This is a genomic window from Halopolyspora algeriensis (assembly GCF_003337235.1).
GTDB lineage: Bacteria > Actinomycetota > Actinomycetes > Mycobacteriales > Pseudonocardiaceae > Haloactinomyces > Haloactinomyces algeriensis.
Window position 1 is genome coordinate 71304 of sequence record NZ_QPJC01000015.1, and the last position, 17874, is coordinate 89177.

Annotated in this window: 16 protein-coding genes; 5 read left to right on the forward strand and 11 right to left on the reverse strand. The window is 67.0% G+C overall.

Annotated features, from left to right (window positions below; genetic code table 11):
- Positions 1–146: 146 nt before the first annotated feature.
- Positions 147–953, reverse strand: coding sequence for an IclR family transcriptional regulator domain-containing protein (locus DFQ14_RS19090; protein ID WP_114454699.1), 807 nt, complete (start codon positions 951–953; stop codon positions 147–149).
- 220 nt (positions 954–1173) lie between these two features.
- Positions 1174–2541, reverse strand: coding sequence for a 3-hydroxybutyrate oligomer hydrolase family protein (locus tag DFQ14_RS19095; protein ID WP_420810199.1), 1368 nt, complete (start codon positions 2539–2541; stop codon positions 1174–1176).
- A 1117-nt stretch (positions 2542–3658) separates the two neighbouring features.
- On the opposite strand from DFQ14_RS19095, the gene DFQ14_RS19105 reads away from it, so the two are divergent.
- Positions 3659–4270: a DUF4352 domain-containing protein gene (locus tag DFQ14_RS19105; protein ID WP_114454701.1), complete on the forward strand. Its 612-nt coding sequence runs from the start codon at positions 3659–3661 to the stop codon at positions 4268–4270.
- Positions 4271–4638: 368 nt separating this feature from the next.
- Here the strand turns inward: DFQ14_RS19105 and DFQ14_RS19110 are convergent, their stop codons facing one another.
- Both DFQ14_RS19110 and DFQ14_RS19115 read right to left on the reverse strand, forming a co-directional pair.
- A complete protein-coding gene (locus tag DFQ14_RS19110) occupies positions 4639–5418 on the reverse strand; it encodes a crotonase/enoyl-CoA hydratase family protein (protein WP_114454702.1) in 780 nt (259 codons plus the stop codon).
- Between the two features lie 65 nt (positions 5419–5483).
- The gene (locus DFQ14_RS19115) at positions 5484–7028 is read right to left on the reverse strand and encodes a class I adenylate-forming enzyme family protein (protein ID WP_114454703.1); all 1545 of its coding nucleotides are present in this window, start codon (positions 7026–7028) and stop codon (positions 5484–5486) included.
- 314 nt (positions 7029–7342) lie between these two features.
- Here DFQ14_RS19115 and DFQ14_RS19120 point away from each other — a divergent pair, with 314 nt between their 5' ends.
- Complete coding sequence (locus tag DFQ14_RS19120) at positions 7343–8242, forward strand: alpha/beta hydrolase (RefSeq protein WP_114454704.1); 900 nt, start codon at positions 7343–7345, stop codon at positions 8240–8242.
- A 109-nt stretch (positions 8243–8351) separates the two neighbouring features.
- Here the strand turns inward: DFQ14_RS19120 and DFQ14_RS19125 are convergent, their stop codons facing one another.
- Positions 8352–9047 (reverse strand): acetate uptake transporter family protein, encoded by a 696-nt coding sequence (locus DFQ14_RS19125; protein WP_158546726.1) that lies wholly within the window; start codon positions 9045–9047, stop codon positions 8352–8354.
- 385 nt (positions 9048–9432) lie between these two features.
- On the opposite strand from DFQ14_RS19125, the gene DFQ14_RS19130 reads away from it, so the two are divergent.
- Both DFQ14_RS19130 and DFQ14_RS19135 read left to right on the forward strand, forming a co-directional pair.
- Positions 9433–10401: an ATP-binding cassette domain-containing protein gene (locus DFQ14_RS19130; protein ID WP_114454706.1), complete on the forward strand. Its 969-nt coding sequence runs from the start codon at positions 9433–9435 to the stop codon at positions 10399–10401.
- On the forward strand, positions 10398–11213 hold the full coding sequence (locus DFQ14_RS19135) for an ABC transporter permease (protein ID WP_114454707.1): 816 nt from the start codon (positions 10398–10400) through the stop codon (positions 11211–11213). The genes DFQ14_RS19130 and DFQ14_RS19135 overlap by 4 nt, the downstream gene beginning before the upstream one ends.
- Before the next feature lie 110 nt (positions 11214–11323).
- Here the strand turns inward: DFQ14_RS19135 and DFQ14_RS19140 are convergent, their stop codons facing one another.
- Positions 11324–12319 (reverse strand): alpha/beta fold hydrolase, encoded by a 996-nt coding sequence (locus tag DFQ14_RS19140; protein ID WP_158546727.1) that lies wholly within the window; start codon positions 12317–12319, stop codon positions 11324–11326.
- A 728-nt stretch (positions 12320–13047) separates the two neighbouring features.
- Here DFQ14_RS19140 and DFQ14_RS19145 point away from each other — a divergent pair.
- Complete coding sequence (locus DFQ14_RS19145; RefSeq protein WP_114454709.1) at positions 13048–14250, forward strand: acyl-CoA dehydrogenase family protein; 1203 nt, start codon at positions 13048–13050, stop codon at positions 14248–14250.
- Positions 14251–14416: 166 nt separating this feature from the next.
- Here DFQ14_RS19145 and DFQ14_RS19150 read toward each other — a convergent pair whose 3' ends face one another.
- From DFQ14_RS19150 to DFQ14_RS19170, 5 genes are read right to left on the reverse strand one after another with little or no spacing between them, the layout of a single operon-like run.
- Complete coding sequence (locus tag DFQ14_RS19150; RefSeq protein ID WP_114454710.1) at positions 14417–14998, reverse strand: GAF domain-containing protein; 582 nt, start codon at positions 14996–14998, stop codon at positions 14417–14419.
- A 34-nt stretch (positions 14999–15032) separates the two neighbouring features.
- On the reverse strand, positions 15033–15617 hold the full coding sequence (locus DFQ14_RS19155; protein ID WP_114454711.1) for a GTP-binding protein: 585 nt from the start codon (positions 15615–15617) through the stop codon (positions 15033–15035).
- Positions 15595–15945: a DUF742 domain-containing protein gene (locus DFQ14_RS19160; protein ID WP_114454712.1), complete on the reverse strand. Its 351-nt coding sequence runs from the start codon at positions 15943–15945 to the stop codon at positions 15595–15597. The genes DFQ14_RS19155 and DFQ14_RS19160 overlap by 23 nt, the downstream gene beginning before the upstream one ends.
- Positions 15942–16385, reverse strand: a complete 444-nt coding sequence (locus tag DFQ14_RS19165; RefSeq protein ID WP_114454713.1) for a roadblock/LC7 domain-containing protein — start codon at positions 16383–16385, stop codon at positions 15942–15944. The genes DFQ14_RS19160 and DFQ14_RS19165 overlap by 4 nt, the downstream gene beginning before the upstream one ends.
- 23 nt (positions 16386–16408) lie before the next feature.
- Complete coding sequence (locus tag DFQ14_RS19170; RefSeq protein WP_246195639.1) at positions 16409–17863, reverse strand: sensor histidine kinase; 1455 nt, start codon at positions 17861–17863, stop codon at positions 16409–16411.
- Positions 17864–17874: the final 11 nt, after the last annotated feature.

Below are 17874 nucleotides of genomic sequence, written 5' to 3' on the forward strand. Positions count from 1 at the left end.
TGGTGACGTCGCCGGGAACAGGCAACGGGACTCCTGCCCTTGCGCACCGCCCCGCGACGTGCGGGACCGCATGGGGGCATGGCCCGTTGCCCTCGAGCATGCGGCCATCGCGGCGCTCGGTGAATCCGCCGCGTGCTGTACTGCCCTTACGCCGGCGGGGGGACGACTTCGAGGGGGCGGGCGTTGTAGGCGTCCCAGTCGGCGCCGATGGCGCTGGCTGTGCGCAGCAGCAGCGGCAGGTGGTGGTCGAGGAGGGTGTCCATGGAGGTTTCGGCAGCGTGGGCGTTGACGTTGACCGAGGCGACCACCTGACCGTCCCCGTCGCGGATCGGCGCGGCCACCGACCGGATGCCTGCGGCGAGCTGCTCGTCGGTGGCGGCCCATCCCTGGGCGCGTACCTCGCGCAGGGCACTGTCGAGCTCCGCGCGGTCCGGTTGCCAGCGCGTGGTGAGGCCGGACCGGCTCGGCTCGGCCAGCACGCGGTCCAACTCGGCCGGCGACAGGGCCGCGAGCAGCACCTTGCCCAGCGACGTCTGCGCGGCGGGGAACCGGGTGCCGATCGTGACGGCCAAGGTCACCAGCTTGGGCACGGCCACGCGGGCGACGTAGACGATGTCGGATCCGTCGAGCTGGGCGATCGAACAGGATTCGTTCGTCTTCGCGACCAGGTCGCGCAGGTGCGGCCGGGCGATCTCCCACAGGCCGGTGGCGCCGATGTAGGCCATGCCCAGTTCGAGCACCTTCGGGGTGAGCGCAAATCCCTCGTCACTGCTGCGCACGTAGCCGAGCTGCTCCAGGGTGATCAGGATGCGTCGGGCGGTGGGCCGGGCCAGGTTCACGGCGGCGGCGACCTCGGACAGCGACATCGCCGGCCGGCCGGACTCGAAGCAGCGCAGGACATCGAGTCCCCGGGCGAGCGCTTCGATGAACTCGGGATTGTCGTCGCGACGCATACGTGCAGGCTAGCCGCTCGGACACCGGTCCGGCACCGCACCTCCGGCATGGCCACACCGGCACGGCGGACTCAGGGAAGCAGCGGACGCACACCGCTGTGTCCGCCTGCCGAACTATCGTCCGAGTCTCTCCGGTCGGTGCCGAGCGGACCCGCCGAGCCAGGAGCCGTCCTTCCCGCCCGGCCATCGCCTCGCTCCGCGTTGCCGCGGCCTCGACCGATCAGTCCAGCCGGCACTGCGTCAGCAGCTCGTCCGGGCTCGCCTCGGCAGGGCGCGCGACGGTCCCGGACGGCGGGGGCTGCACATCCCGTGCGAGCCAGCGCTCCAGCGCCACGAACGCCGAGCGATGGCACGGCGTCAACGGGCGCAACCGCTTCGGGAACTCGTCCACCAGCCCGTCGACGTGATTGCCTCCCTCGATGCGGTAGTAGCGGTGCAGCGAGCCTCGGCCCTCGTCGCGCACCATGCCGGCGTAGACGTCCGAGTCGGTTCCGATCGGCAGCAGTGCGTCCAGCGTTCCGTGAACGGTGATCAGCGGACGCTTGATGTCACCGGTCAGTGCGATCTTCTCGATGGCCGGGGCGACGATGTCCTTGCGGGCCGCGTAGTCGTAGTCGGCGGAATCACCCCGATAGCCCGGATCGAGCTCCTTGCGGTAGATGCGCTGGGTCAGTCCCCAGTAGACCTTGTGATGATACTGCCACAGGAATTCCGATCCGGGCGCGAAGCCCGCGTCGAGCATCGCGGCGTGCGCCTCGTCGACATCCGGTCCCCCGTCGGCATAGCGCGGGTACGCGCGCAGGGCTTTCGGCAGGTATCCCAGCAGGTTCGGGGACTGCTTCCGCCACAGCGTGCCTTCCCAGTCGACGCCGCCGTCGTAGAGGCCGGGCCGGTTCTCCAGCTGCCACCGAACCAGGTAGCCCCCGTTGGACAGCCCGGTGGCGATGGTGCGCCGCGGCGCGTGGCCGTAGCGCTGGGCGACGACGGCTTTCGCCGCGATCGTCAACTGCGTCATCCGCCGGTTCCATTCGGCGATGGCGTCGCCGGGCTGCTCGCCGTCCCGGTGGAACTGCAGGCCGGTGTTGCCCTTGTCGGTGGCGGCGAACGCGTATCCGCGCGCCAACGCCCAGTCGGCGATGGCGCGGTCATTGGCGTACTGCTGTCGGTTACCGGGGCTGCCACTGACGACCAGTCCCCCGGTGAAATCGTCGGGCAGCCGAATGACGAACTGGGCGTCGTGGTTCCAGCCGTGCGTGTCATTGGTGTGCGAATCGTCCGGGAAGTAGCCGTCGATCTGGATACCGGGCACACCGTGCGGCGTCGGCAACCCGGACGGGGTCAGGCCGGCCCAGTCGGCGGGATCGGTGTGCCCGGAGGAGACGGTGCCTGCCGTGGTCAGCTCCGGCAGGCAGGACTGCTGCTGGTGTGCGGCCCCCGGAACTCGCAGGCGCTCCATCCCCGCACAGTGGCCATCCTGTCCCGCACCGGCCGAAGACCCCGCCGCGGAGGTCAGCAGGCAGGCAGCCAGCAGCGGCACCACCACGGCGGCGCCGCTCCGAGCGCCGGATCCACGACGAAACCCGAACACGGATCGCACAGGTCCTCCTCCAGGCCGATGAGTTGACCACACTGAAGGTAGACATCCGGCACTGCGGGAGGAACGGGACAACTCCACACGAACCACGGCGGCGGTATGGGGACTCGGGACATGGTCCACCAACCCGGCACCACCCGAGCGGATGATGCAACAGGACCGGCACCAGGCCGTTGGCGTCCCCTCAGACGGCCGAGCGCTGCTCCCCGACGAGGGCCAGATCGGCTTCGTGGGTGGCGTGCCAGCTCCGTTGGCAGTCCTCCGAGCAGAAGTCGTCCGACGGTGATGCACCCAGACGTCGACGACACCACACGCACAGAGCCGCAGCGATGCTTTCGGAAAGGCTATCGAGAGGATTGTTCATGACCGACGCACCCCTATCGCGATCCAACGGCCGGGGCGAACTCGACGAGGTCTGCGAGGACGAAGTAGGCGGCGAGAAGGGCCACGCTCGAAGCTACGAACACGACAGCGAAGACGGTTACCATAGCGCCCTCCCTGTTCTCTTGTCCGGACTGCACCGGTCAATCGAGCCTATCCACGCAAAGTGACGAGCCGGCATCTTTTCGGATTCAATTCACTCAGCACTGTGCGACTTGTGTGCAGTGGAATTCGACTCGGACATCGGCGTGTCGATGCGGCGCCCCAGCCGATCGCGCCGGTGAGCATACCGCCATGCAGACCGGCTCGCTGCAACAGCGGGCCGGCCCGATCACGGGCGTTCGCAGCATCGCAGCACCGACCGTGTTCCCCGTCGCGGCGCGCGCATGACCGCTCTTGAGCTCGCCGCAGCATCGAGCGCTCGGCACCACTCGGCCACTGGATTCACTCGGCGCCGGGGGTGTCCTCTCGCCTCTCTTCGGCCTACTCTGGTTGGTGAGCGCGGACAGCACCCTGGCCACTGTGTTCAGACACACCGCGCTCGGCCGGATCGGGGGGATTCCGGTGAAGACTACCGCAGTTCCATCACCGCCGGACGCATGCTCGACTATGCCTGACCGGCTGTCGGTACCTCGGTCGCCATCACTTTCTCGGATACCTCACTTCGACACCGATCTCTTACCCGTGTCAGTCAACGGGGAATCCCTACTCATCCACAAGAAGATCGACCATGAGCAAATACTACACCGACCCCACCACGGGACAGCGCGTCGAGATCAAGAAGACACACAAGTTCCGCAACTTCATCATCCTGCCCGTCGGAGGCCTGCTCGCTCTCATTCTCGTCATCGCTGTTGCCTCCAACGGTGGTGGCGGTGATACCACAACTCCTGCTCCCGGACCAGTGGCCGTGCAGCCCGCCAACCCGGCCGCGCCCGCCCCCGACAGCAATCAACCACTCAACCTCGCCTTCGGCCAGCAGCACACCTGGAGCGGCGGCGAAACCATTCTGATCTCCGAGCCACAGTCCTACACCGAGGACAACCCGTACCTGGGCCCTCCTGAGGGCAAGCGCTACGTCGCTCTCGACGTGACCGTGCGCAACGACGGCACCGACGAATACAACGTCATGGGCACCAAGCTCACCGTCCAACACAACGGACGCGTGGCGCAGCAGAACTACATGGCGGGGGACGCACTGCCGGACGTCGAACTCCCACCGGGTGGCTCCACCACGTTCACCTCGGTCTACGAGATCGGTACCGACCCCGGCGAACTGCAGGTCTCGGTTCAGCCGAGCGCCTTCGCCGCCGACACCGCCTACTTCACCGGCCAGTTCTAAAGCCCCAAGGAAAACTCTGGCCACTGCCGCTGCCTTGGCTCTGGGAGCCTGCACCCAGCCCCAGTAACCGATGGATCCAGCACCGATCGAAGCCCCGCCTCCGGCACAAGATCCGCCGGAGATGCCGCCACCGCCCGACCCGATCAAGGAGGAGTGCGCCAACAATTACCCGGACATCGAGATCTGCACGGCCAACGGTTACCAGGGAGGCCGCGTGATCCTGGAGCCGGCGCCGCCACCGGAAATTCCGGAATGCCCTCGCAACCGGTGCCGACAACAGCGGAATGCCTCGCCTACGTGCTCGCTAGCCATACATGCCGGGCAGAGCACCTCGAAGGCGAGCCAGGAACAATGCCCGCCCGTGAAGGTCAGCCGGCATCGCCGAACGTTCCGCCACGGCCTGCACCGCCTGCGAAGCGCTGCGCGCCCGAACGGGCATCGGAGGCGTAGGAGATCATGCCGTGTTCCCACTCGTTGGCCAGCGCCTCGGTCTCGGACATCCCGTGCTGTTCCAGCAGCGAGAGCCGGTCATGACGCAGGCAGGTCTGCGGGAAAGCGGCGATGTCCTCGGCCAGCTGCTCCGCCGCCTCACGTTCCCGACCCACCGGTACGACGCGGTTCACCAGCCCCATGCGTTGGGCCTCCTGCGCGTCCACGGGACGTCCGGTCAGGACCATGTCCATCGCCTGACTGGTGCCGATCAGTCTGGGCAGCCGGAACGTCCCCCCGTCGACGAGCGGAACGCCCCACCGGCGGCAGAACACGCCGAAGACGGCGTCCTCGGCAGCGACCCGGAGATCGCACCAGGCGGCCAGCTCCAAACCGCCTGCGACCGCATGTCCGGCCACGGCCGCGATCACGGGTTTGCTCAGACGCATCCGACTCGGACCCATGGGTCCGTGCCCGTCCTCGGCGACCCGATTGCCACGTTCGGTGCCGACGGCCTTGAGGTCCGCTCCGGAACAGAAGGTGCCCCCGTCTCCCCACAGCACCGCCACCGACGCCGAGGAATCGGCATCGAACTGCTCGAACGCCTCGAACAGCGCGCTGCCGGTGGGGCCGTCGACGGCATTACGAGCATCCGGCCTCGACAGGATCACCGTGAATACTTCTCCGCGACGCTCCACGCGCACGGCTTGCTCGTCCACGGGATTTCCTCCTTCTCCGGAAAACACCGGGCATGAAGTTCGGTTACCGATGCCGACATCGACCGTCATCGGTGCTCACCGGCATCGTCCGTCCACAGCGGGTCACGCAGCGCGCGCCGCAGAATTTTGCCCACCGGGGACTTCGGGATCGACTCCACCACGTGAATCCGTTTGGGCACCTTGTACCCGGCGAGGCGCTCGCGGACCGTGGCTTGCAGTTCCTCGGTGGAAGCACTTTCCCCCGGGCGGAACGCGGTGAAGGCGGTGACCGCCTCCACCCACGTGGCATCGGGGGCGCTCACCACGGCGCACTCGGCCACGGCCGGGTGCGCACCGAGCGCGTCCTCCACTTCGCGGGGATAGACGTTGTAGCCACCGGTGACGATCATGTCACTGGCCCGGTCGACGAGATACAGGTAGCCGCGTTCGTCGGCACGTGCCATGTCGCGCGTGCGGATCCACCCGTCTGCGGCCATGGTCTCGTGGTTGCGTTCGGGCGCGTTGTGATAGCCGGCCATGGTGAACGGCGCGCGAACCTGAATCTCGCCGATCTCTCCCGGCGGCACCGGGTGGTCGTCCTCGTCGGCGATGCGGATCTCGGCATCGACCGCCGGGTGTCCGCAGGAGCTCAGTAATGCGCCGCCTTCGGCGTGGTCGGCCTTGTCCAGCACCGTCTGGCACAGCGGCGCCTCCGTCTGGCCGTAGTACTGGACGAACTTCGGGCCGAAACGCTCGAGGCCCTGCTCCAGCATCGGGCGCGGCATCGGGCTTGCGCCGTAGATGATGGTGTCCAGGCTGGATGTGTCCGCGCCGTCGAGGGCATCGCCGGACAGCAGCATTCCGAGCATGGTCGGCACCAGGTTGACCGCGGTGACCCGGTGGTGCTCGATCGCCTGCACATAGGACTGCGGCTCGAAACCCGGCAGCACCACCGAGCGGGCCCCGCGCATCCAGTAGGGCAGCAGAAAGGTCCCGCTGGCGTGCATCAACGAGGCCGCGTGCAGCATGGCGTCGTCGCGGCCGGGCGAGATCAGATTCGCCAGGATGTTCGTGGCGATGGCGGCATAACTGGCTTGGGTGTGCTGGACCGCCTTGAGCGTGCCGGTCGTGCCCGAAGTGTAGAGCAGGAGCATCACATCCTCCGGCGCGAGCGGAACGAGCGGGTCGGTCGCGTCGGCACGCTCGCACTCGGCGGTCAGATCGATGTCCTGGGCACGGTCTGCCGGGCCGAGGCAGGCCAACCGCAGCCCGTCCAGTTCGTCGGCCAGGGCCAGTGCCCGCTCGGACAGGTCACCGTCGTGGACGAGCAGCCCCACCTCGGTGTCGGCGAGCATCTTCGCGTGCTCGGACACGGACAGCCTGGCGTTGAGCGGCACGCGGGCGACGCCGGCTTTGAGGCAGCCGAAATCGAGCGGCACCGACCACAGCCCGTTGTTCACGAGCAATCCGACACGCGTGCCCCGGCCGCAGCCGAGACCGAGCAGGACGTTGGCGATCCGGTTGGCCATCACGTCCACGTCGCGGAAGCTGAGTTCACGCTCGCCGACCACGAGCGCCGTTCGATCCCGGTAGCGCTGGGCGCCTCGCCGCACCATGTCGACTGCGAGCATGGGCAGACTGTAGACCCGGCGTCACAGTCCGTCCAGGATGGCGACGAAAGACCCTCCGGACCGCCCCGACCCGCCTGATCGCTGAAGGTTCGCGGGGTGCCCCGAACCTCGCCCCTGAACGGTCGGGGCACGGGACCGACGAACCTCCGTGCGTCCGGCACGCCCGAACGACGCGAAGCCGAAAAGCCGCCGTTGCCTTTGTCGCTGACGTTCTGAGCAGGCCAAATCGTGCATACTCGTACCCCCGGCACAGCATCGCCCGACCCCGGAAAAGCACCGTCACGACAGCCGGACGAGCTCAGTAAGGAGCAGACATGCCTCGACGAGACATCGAATTCGACGCCGAGGGCACCACACTGCGGGGCTGGTTCTACCCTGCGAAGATGAGTTCCACCCGTGCCCCGGTGATCATCATGGCGCACGGGTTTTCCGCGGTGAAGGAGATGTATCTGGACGAGTACGCCGCCGCCTTCGCCGCCGCCGGGCTGAATGCACTGGTGTTCGACAACCGGAACTTCGGTTCCAGCGACGGCGATCCGCGGTATGAAATCGATCCGGTCCAGCAGATCCGCGACTATCGGCACGCCATCACCTATGCCGGCACGTTGCCGGAAGTCGACCCCACGAAGGTCGGGGTGTGGGGCAGCAGCTACTCCGGCGGGCATGTGTTGGCGATCGGTGCCCTCGATCACCGTGTGGGCGCTGTGGTCTCCCAGGTCCCCCTGGTCAGCGGGTATGAGAACTTCCGTTCCCTGGTGCGCTCGGACTTCATCGGCGAGTTCCGCAGGCAGTTCGACAACGACCGAGCCGCTCGGTTCCGGGGCGAGTCCCCGGCGATGGTGCCCGTGGTGGCCGAAGATCCCCAGGCTCCCTCCGCGCTGCCCACTCCCGATTCCTGGCAGTGGTTCATCGAAACGCACAAGAACCGCGCACCCTCCTGGCGCAACGAGGTCACCCTGCGCACGGTCGAAATGCTCTCCGAGTACGAGCCCGGCGTCTATGCCCCGCGGATCAGCCCCACTCCGCTGTTGATGCTCGTCGCCGAAAACGACGTGCTCACTCCCACCGAACTTGCCCTGGCGACCTACCAGACCGCGCGGGAACCGAAGAAGTTGGTGTTCCTGCCCGGCGGGCACTTCGACGCCTACCTCAGGGGCTTCGACAAATCCATGCCACCTGCCCGCGACTGGTTCCTCGACCATCTCCAATCCTGACCACGCCGGCTGCTCCAGGTCCCCTCTGGACCAGGAGATCCGGTCATCGACCGACCCGAATTTCCGGAGCCAGGCAGGCGAGTGCGTCCTTGCGGGCATGCGGACCGAATCACAGCTGCCTGCGGACACCGGCCTCCCGGGTGACACTGGCCGCCTGGTCGACGAGGTCGGTCTGCAGTGCGCGGCGTGCTTCGCCCAACCGCGGGAAAGGCAGCACGGTGCGGTGCTGGGTGTCCTCCAGGATGAGCGCCAGGCCTCCGTAGAACCCCATCAGGAGGATTGCCCCGCCGACCGCGGCCGAGCCGAGCTGCACCGGAACAGAGCCGGTGAACTCGTAAACGCCGTTCAACGTGTATCGGGCCGCTCCCAGCAACACCACCGCTCCCAGTAGCGGCTTCCCCTGCAGCGCCGGTGGGCAGAGCAATGCGAGCACCACGGCAGTCAGCACGTTCAGCGACCCCGTCAGTGGGCTCGTCTGGTCACCGGGTGGAGCCAGCACCGCGATCAGCGCCGTGGCCGGCCACGAGAACGCGATGAGATTGAGCGCGGTCGCCGCGACCGGCTCGCGCCCGAGGAAGGCGAAGATCCCCGAGATCAGCTGCAGCGGGAACACGAACACCGCCAGCAGCAGGGACAGACTCCTCTCGTCGGCGGCGGGGAGCAGGTCGAACTGCTGCAGGCTCAGCATGGCCGAGCCGATGGCAAAAGCGAAGAAGCCCAGCGGCAACGGGCTCGCGATCGGCCGCAGGGTGATCCGGGTCGCCCGCTCGACCTCACCCTCATCCGTACCCGCGGACCTCGTCATATTCATCGCGCTCCACGTACCCGCGCATTGCTGCTGCGAACCTCGGCGACGAGCGCATCACCCGTCAAGAGGCAGAGGCGAGGCGCAGTGTCGGTCCCAGGGGCATGCGCAAAACAGGGCCCATCCCCGGCAGTGCCCCAGCACTCGTCACTCGCCCGAGCCGGCCCTCTTTCCGCTCCGGTCGATGGCTGCCGACTTGACCTCGATTGCAATCGAAGTTCGATACTGAAGCAGCACCGACGGTGAGTTCCGAGCACTTCCCCGGTCGATACAGACGGGCACGGCTTCGCGCGGCGGACCGAACATCATCACCGTGGCGAAGGCCTGCCCGTACCGGACTCGACTCCTGGGGACCACGACACCGAACCACGAACAGGAGTGCGCGATGAACCACGCCATCCGGGCCGAGGGCCTGGTCAAGCGATTCGGCACCACCACCGCCCTCGACGGCGTCGACTTCACGGTGGACGCGGGCACGGTGCTCGGGCTGCTCGGCCCCAACGGGGCGGGAAAGACCACCGCCGTCCGCGTCCTGAGCACGCTGCTGCACCCCGACGCGGGGCACGCCACCGTCGGCGGCTACGACGTGGTCCGCGACGCCCACCGGGTACGTCAGCTGATCGGGTTGACCGGGCAGTACGCCGCCGTCGACGAGAGCCTCACGGGCAGGGAAAACCTCCTGCTCATCGGCCGCCTGCTCGGCTCCTCCCGCGCGCAGTCCCGGCACAGAGCCCGCGAACTGCTCGACCAGTTCGGCCTGACCGACGCCGGAGACCGGGCGGTGAAGACCTACTCGGGCGGCATGCGCCGCCGCCTCGACCTCGCCGCCAGCCTGGTCGCCCACCCCTCGATGCTCTACCTGGACGAGCCCACCACCGGATTGGACCCGCGCGCCCGCACCGAACTGTGGACGCTGATCCGCAGCCTGGTCTCCGGCGGCGTGACGGTGCTGCTGACCACCCAGTACCTGGACGAGGCCGACGCGCTGGCCGACGACATCGTCGTCATCGACCACGGACGGGTCATCGCGAGCGGCACACCGGACGAGCTCAAGGCCAAGCTCGGCTCCCAGACACTGTCGGTGCGCCCCGAGGACGAAACCCACCTACCGCTGGTGGCCTCCGTGGTCGGCGAACTGGCCGACCACGCCCCCGACCTCGACGGGCAGCGGGTGACCGCGCCGGTCACCGACCCGGCCGTGCTGCCTGCCGTCGTGCGCCGCCTCGACGACTCCGGCGTCGTGCTCACCGAGCTGGCACTGCGCAACTCCAGCCTCGACGAGGTGTTCTTGTCCCTGACCGGCCGCCCAGCCGACGAAACCGAACAAACTTCCACCGAACGGATGCTGTCATGACCACCCTCACCGACACCCCACCAGCAGGCCCGGCGCTGCCGGCACGGGTGAGCCCGCTGCAAGGCATGCGCCAAAGCATGACCCTGGCCTGGCGCACCGTGGTGCAAGTCCGACACAACCCCTGGGAACTGGGCGACTTCAGCATCCAGCCGATCATGTTCGTGCTGCTGTTCACGTTCATGTTCGGCGGCGCCATCATGGGCGACTGGCAGTCCTACCTGACCTTCATGCTGCCCGGCATGGTCGTGATGAACATGCTGTTCGTCAGCCTCTACGTCGGCCAAGGGCTCAACACCGACCTGACCAAGGGCGTCTTCGACCGGCTGCGCTCCCTGCCGGTGGCCCGGTGGGCCCCGCTGGCCGGCCGCATCCTGGCCGACCAGGTCAAACAGGCCTGGTCGATCGTGCTCGTCCTCGGCGTCGGGCTGATCCTCGGTTTCCGCATCGGTACCGGTCTGGCCGGCCTGCTCGGCGCGGTCGCGCTGCTGCTCGTCTTCGCACTGGCGTTTTCCTGGGTGGCCGTGGTGGTCGGCCTGCTCGCCCCCGACCCCGAGCGAGTACAGATCTACGGAATGACCGCGCTGTTTCCGCTGACCTTCGTCAGCAACATCTTCGTGCCCGTGCAGACGCTGCCCGGCTGGCTGCAAGGACTCGTCAGCGTCAACCCGGTGTCCATCCTCGCCGACGCCTCTCGCGGGTTGATGGTCACCGGTGCGCAGGCAGGGCCGATCATCGCGACGCTGATCTGGGCGGCGGCGATCACCACCGTCTTCGCTCCCCTGTCGGCGTGGGTGTTCAAACGGCGGGTGTGACCCTGTCCCTTCCCGCCGTGCAACGCTGTGGCGAGCGTGCCCGGCACGTCCCTCGGGGCGCCTATGGCTCCGCGGGACTTTCCGGGCACGAGCGTGCCGTGAACAGGGTCTCACTTCATGCGCAGGCGCTGGTGCATGGCACGTACCTCGTCGACGACGATCTCCGGTTCGTCCAGCGGAACCATGTGGCCACTGTGCTCGGCGACGACGTGACGCCCGTACGGACCGAGTGCTGCGATCCGCCGGTGCAGCTCGGTGCGCAGCAACGTCCACCCCACTCGTTCGAAACGATTCGGCGGCTGCAGCCCCGCGGAGATCACGGTCACCGGGACAGCGGGAAAGCCGCGAGCCGTGGCAAGATCACCGACCCGGATGTGGGTGTCGACGAGACCGGCGTACTCCGCCGCCAGGCCGCGCCACCCGCCGACCGTGCGGTGCGTGAGGGCACCGGCGGCCTGCAGGAACGCTGCAGTGTGCGGCGCGCGGGCATCGGCGACTCGACGTGCGTCCGCACGGGTGAGCATCCGGCCGAACACGCGAGCCATCCCCACCGGGCCGAGAAGCGCGGCCACGCGAAACGCCCAACCGGCAACGCGGCCAACCGGGCGCGCCCAGGCCAACTCACCGATATCCTCATGGGCAGGATCCACCAGCACCGCGCCCGCCACCTCCTGCGGAAACAGCGCCGCATAGGCACGAACATGCAAAGCGCCCAGCGAGTGGCCGAGCAGCAGGTACGGCGGCGGGATCCGTTCGGCAGCCAGCACTTCGCGCAGCACGGTCGCCACCGCCTCCGGGCGGCGATCGCCGCGCACATACGGTGAGAAGGCGAATCCGGGCCGGTCGTAGCGCACCACCCGCGCCACCTGCCGCAACCCGGCGGCGACCTGCTCCCACTCCAGGTGGGAGCCACCGATGCCCGAGGCGATCACGACCGTCGGCTGCCCCTCGCCTTCGGCCACGACGTGGAGGGAGGCGTCACCGACCCGCACCATGTGTCCCGGGCGGTGATGGGCATGCGCCTCCCGCCGTTCGCATCGGCGCTGCCACACCGCCCCGCCCGCCGCGGCGGCCGCGATCCCGGCTGTCCACCACGTCCCGTGCACTGCTGCTCGCCCCTGCTTCCTCGACGTCTGCCGCACCCGAGGCTGCCAGGTCGGTACCGGTTCCGCGGGCCGAACGCGGCACCCCTCCCCGTCTCTTCGAGAAGTTGATGGGATACACGGTCCCGTCTTTTCGAGTTCGAAATTCGGGCGGCATTGCTCTCCTTCGACCACACTCTTCCCCTTTTCAGGGGAACGTGACCGAACAAGTGTGCCGCGCGCATGAGAATGCATCGAAACCACTCATACGGAGCAGCGAACACCTCCGAAAGAATGAGCATTCCTGCGTGCCCGGATCGCTGCACGAGCATACGGAAGAGGACAGCACAGCCTCGCCCGGTCAGGGCGGCGATCGACCGATACGGCAACTCTGCGCGTCGCGCCTGCGGACGATCACGAAAGCCCCTCGCCCGGCGTCATTGCAGCTGATCCATTGTGGATCGCCACAACAGCCGGCGCTCTTGCACGGCTGCGCCACCCACAGCAATCCCCGTGATTCGGCCAGAAGCGCATGCCGGCTCCTGTGGTCGTCATGACTACATCGGACACCGCCGGCAGCCCCAGTATCGCTGCATCCTGGTGATAGCACGATGCGTAACGATCGATCTTGATCAAGATCACCATATAGATGGTATCTGTGTCATCAGTACGTGTGTAAGGCTACGCAGTGTGTGACACCACACCGGAGATGACAGGCCACGACGAGGAGAGCTCACGAAGATGGAGCAGTCATGAACTTCGCAGCCCAGAGGGATTCCTACTTCACGAACACGCACCTCGAACGTATCCGCGAAGAGGTTCGGCACTTCGCGGAAACCGAAGTACGCCCCCGAGTGCCGGACATGGAAGCATCCCGGTCCATCCAATACGAATTATCCCGCCGGATCGCGGAACAGAGATGGCTCGGTGCGACGATCGGCACCGAGTACGGCGGGATGGGTGCGGGCCACCTGGCCAAGACTGTCATCATCGAGGAACTGTCCCGGGTCAGCGGGGCCATGGGAGCCATGGTGCAGGCTTCCCAGCTGGGCGTGGCGAAAATCGTGCACTTCGGCACCGACAAGCAAAAGCAACAGTGGCTGCCTGCCATCAGCGCCGGAGACTGCTTGCCGACCATCGCAGTGACCGAGTCCGAGTCCGGCGGTCATGTTCTCGGTATGGCGGCGACAGCACGCCGCGACGGGGACGATTACCTCCTCAACGGCCACAAGGTGTTCGTCGGCAACAGCCACGTCGGTGATGTGCACGGGGTCGTGGTCCGCACCGGGACGGGAGCCAAGGGGCTGTCGGCGTTCCTCGTGGAGTCGGACCGCCCCGGGTTCTCCCTCGGTGAGCACCAACCCGCGATGGGGCTGCACGGGTTCAGCTTCGGCGAGCTCAAATTCGACGATTGCCGTGTGCCTGCGGAAAACCTGCTCGGCGCCGAAGGGGACGGCCTGGCCGTCGCCTACTCCTCCAGCATCTTGTACGGAAGGCCGAACCTGACCGCGGTGGCCCTGGGAATCCACCAGGCACTGGTGGAGGAAACCGTCGAATTCGTCAGCAAGCGACACCGCTACGGCGAGCCACTGTCCGAACTCCCCACGGTGAAACAGAAGCTGGGCCAGATGCAGTCCCAGCTGATGACCGCCCGGCTGGCCGCCCATCATGCAGCGCACATGCTGGACCAAGGCCTGCCGTGCGACACGGAACTGATGAACGCCAAACTCGTCAATGTGGAATACGCGTTGGATTCGGCACGTACTGCGATGGAAGTGCACGCCGCGTCCGGGCTCGGCACCGACAGCCCGATCGAGCGGTACCTTCGTGATGCATACCACATCTTTGCCCCTGCCGGTACCTCTGACATCCAGCGATTGCGGCTGGCCGAGACGGCATTGGGCACCTCGAAAGGACAGTGGTCCGAGCGGCTCGCCTCCGAGCTGCAGGGCTGAACCTGTCCCTTGAGGACTTCCTGAGCGTGAGGTTCCCAGAGCCTGCCGTATCACGCGGGATCATGATGGTCTCGGCGACGCGAGCATCGTGGTTCGTGCCCGGATTCGGCAGGCCTGGGCGCCTCCAGGCCCGCCGGGTGTGCAATTCACCCCCCCGCGCAGCCGCTCACGACTGTGCGCGTGTCTCGCGCCGGTGAATCAACTCCATCAGCTCTGCTGCCATCGTCTTGATGGTCTCCAGGCCGGGACGGCCCCAGGGCCGTGCTTCGGTGGCAATGGCGCAGATCGTGCCCAGGGATGTCCCGGTCCGGTCGATCAACGGGGCACCCAGATAGGAACGAATGCCGATCTCGTCGACCACGGGATTGCCTGCGAACCGCGGATACTCGCAGACGTCGTCCAAAACGAGCGGGAGACGACGGGCCACCACATGGGGGCAGAAGCCGTGATCCCGTGGCATCCTCCGGCCCGGTTCCGTGGACGCGGTGGCCTGTGCTGTTTCCAGATCTGCTCCGGTCTGTTTCCCGGACGGGGTGTGCAGGCCGGCAAAGTACTGGTGGCTCTCGGTAATGAAGTTGACCATCGCGTAGGGAGTGTCCGCAGCCTGCGCGAGTGTGCTTGCGAACTCGTCGAATTCCTGGTCCGGCTGCGTTCCGATCCCGAGTGCCCGCAGACGTGCCATTCGCTGTGCTGCCTCGGGATCCCCGGGAGTGGTCACGAGACGTTGGCCGGCGTGATCGTGGGCCATGGTCGACTCCTATCTGATCGGTGTGGACAGGGCTCTAGGCGGGGCAAGCCTGTGACGTGCTGAGGACATGTTCGATCAAGGAAATGAGCACACCTGTTGCGGACCTGGTGTCGCGGGCATCGCACAGCAGGACCGGCACGTTCGCCTTGAGGTCGAGGGCATTTCGCACCTCGTCGGGTTCGTAGCGGAAGGAACCGTCGAATTCGTTGACCGCAACCAGAAAAGGGATGCCGCGCTGCTCGAAGAACTCGATTGCGGCGAAGCAGTCCTGCAGTCGGCGGGTATCGGCGATGACGACCGCTCCGAGGGCACCTCGGGACAGCTCGTCCCACATGAACCAGAAGCGATTCTGTCCGGGAGTGCCGAACAGGTACAGCACCAGATTGTGGAGGCTGAAGGTGATGCGACCGAAGTCCATGGCCACCGTGGTGGTGGCCTTGTTCTCCACACCTTCCAGGCTGTCCGTGCCGACGCTGGCAGAGGTGAGAGCTTCCTCGGTGGTCAAGGGTTCGATTTCACTCGTCGAGCCGACGAACGTCGTTTTGCCCGCACCGAAGCCGCCGGCGATGAGGATCTTGAACTGAGTGGGGAAGTCATCAGAGCCGTTGGCGGAGACCATCGAGCACTTTCTCCAGTAGGTCTGTGGAATGGGCGGTCGCGCTGGGAGCTCTGGTGGTCACCGCTCCGGAGTCGATGAGATCGGACAGCAGGACCTTGGTGATGGCCACGGGCTGCCGCAGATGCGCCGCGACCTCGGCGACCGAGGTGGGAAAATGGCACAGCTGAAGGGCCCGGGCGTGTTCTCCCCCCAACCGCTCGGGGGGCACCCGACCCGTGGTACGCACCATGGAGATGAGCTGGAGCGCAGTGGTGGGATGGGTGCGTCCGTTGGTCACGGTGTACGGGCGCATCCACGTCCCGCTGCCCTCACCGTCGGGAACAGTCATGCTCGGCCGCTCCCGGAACCGGAAGCGGCGGTGTCGTGCCGTGCGGGGGTGGCCAGGTAGCTGGGGACCTTCTTGCTGAGCTGTCCCATCTCGTAACTCAGCACCCCCGCATTGACATCGCGGTCGGCCAGAACGGCCAGGACGGTGCCGGCACCGGCGGCCGTGACGAGCAGGACGAGATCGTCGAGCTCCGCATTCACCTGGCGGATGCCGTCCCCGCCGCCGAAGCTGCTTCCGACCCGTTGCGCGAGGGAACACATGCTGCTGGCCAGGGCGGCCAGTCTGTCCGCATCATCGGCGGCCAAACCGTGGAAGTGCTTCGGTATTCCGTCCGAGGACAGCAACAAGGCGCTGCGCGTGTGGGGAACCGCCTCAACCAGGCGGCTGAGAAGCCAAGTCAGATCCGACGTCTGGGTCTGGTTCGGCGACACATCGGCCATCGCTCTACTCTCCTTGCTGCTCGTCAGTTGGTGTGATCCTCTGGCCAGCCTGGCTCATCACTGTCGTGACTGAGCCCTTTCCGGAAGGCGGCCATGAGTGTGGGGTTGTGGTCGGGGATCGGGTTGGTGCCGGTTCGTTCGCGTAGTTCGGGCCGCATGTGGGGTGATGTGCGGTGCCGTTTCGGCAGGGGTGGACGCTCGTCCTTCCCCGCGGCAGGAGCGCTGGTGGCGCCATGAGTCGAGGACGCAACCGGCGAGGCCGGTGCGGCCGGGGGGTGAGCTGGTGCGGCCGGGGGGTGAGCCGGTGCAGCCGGTGCAGCCGAGGGTTGAGCCGGTGCGACCGAAGGTTGAGCCGACGAGGCCGGTGCGTGAGGGGCGTGCGGAAACTGTCCGACCTTCGGTCCGTCCGGCTCCGGCTGAGACTGCGGTCTCCTGCTCGCAGGACTCTGCGGGAAAGCGGACTCCGCCGCCACATCGGAACCCACCGCATCCACATTGTCCTGTGGTTCCTGCTGTACGGGTCGGCTGACGTGAGAAGGCTCGGCCTCGTCCGAGGTATCGCCGAGCAGAGTGTGGGGAATCACCACGGCAGCGTCGATACCGCCGAAGATGTTGGTCTGCAGGCGCACGCTGATGCCGTGCCGATGGGCGAGTTCCCGGACCACCGAGAGCCCGATCCGGCCGTCTTCGAACAACTCACCGAGGTCGAGCCGGCTGGAATCACCGAGCAGGCGATTGATCCGCTCCAGGTCCTCGGCCTGCATGCCGAGCCCACGGTCCTGCACCTCGATGGCCAGGCCGGCGGTGACGTTCTGAGCACGCAGCATGACCGGGGCGTCCGGCGGGGAGAAACTGGTGGCATTCTCCAGGAGTTCGGCCAGCAGGTGGATGAATTCGGCCACGGCATGCCCGTGGAGAGTACCCTCCACCGGGTGGACAACTTTGACCCGCGCATAGTGCTCGATCTCGGCAACGGCCGAACGTAGCACGGCATACATGCTCACCGGATTGTCCGACTGGCGCTGCGGCGGATCGCCGCCCAACACGGCGAGATTCTCCGCCTGGCGACGGACGCGGGTGGCGAGGTGGTCCACAGTGAACAAACCCTTGAGCAGGTCCGGATCCTCCACCTCGTGCTCCAGCTCATCCACCTTCACGATCGCCCGCTGGATCAGCGACTGCAGGCGGCCGGCAAGGTTGACGAACACCCTCCGCTGCTGCCCGTAGGCATCGCCGAACGCCGTACGGGAGGACCCCTCGGTCGGTGTGGCGGGAACTGCGTTGTCGTACTCCCGCCGAAGAGCACGTACGACGGCGTCAGCACGGCCGAGTGTGACGATCAGGATCGCCACGCACCCGACAATCCAGCCCGCGAGCACGGTGATGACTGTCCACAGCGAGCTGTATGTCACCACGAGCACTGCCGCAGCCGCAGACAACAGCCCCACGGCGGCCATCGGCAGCACAGCGATCCGCAAGAGCCGGAATC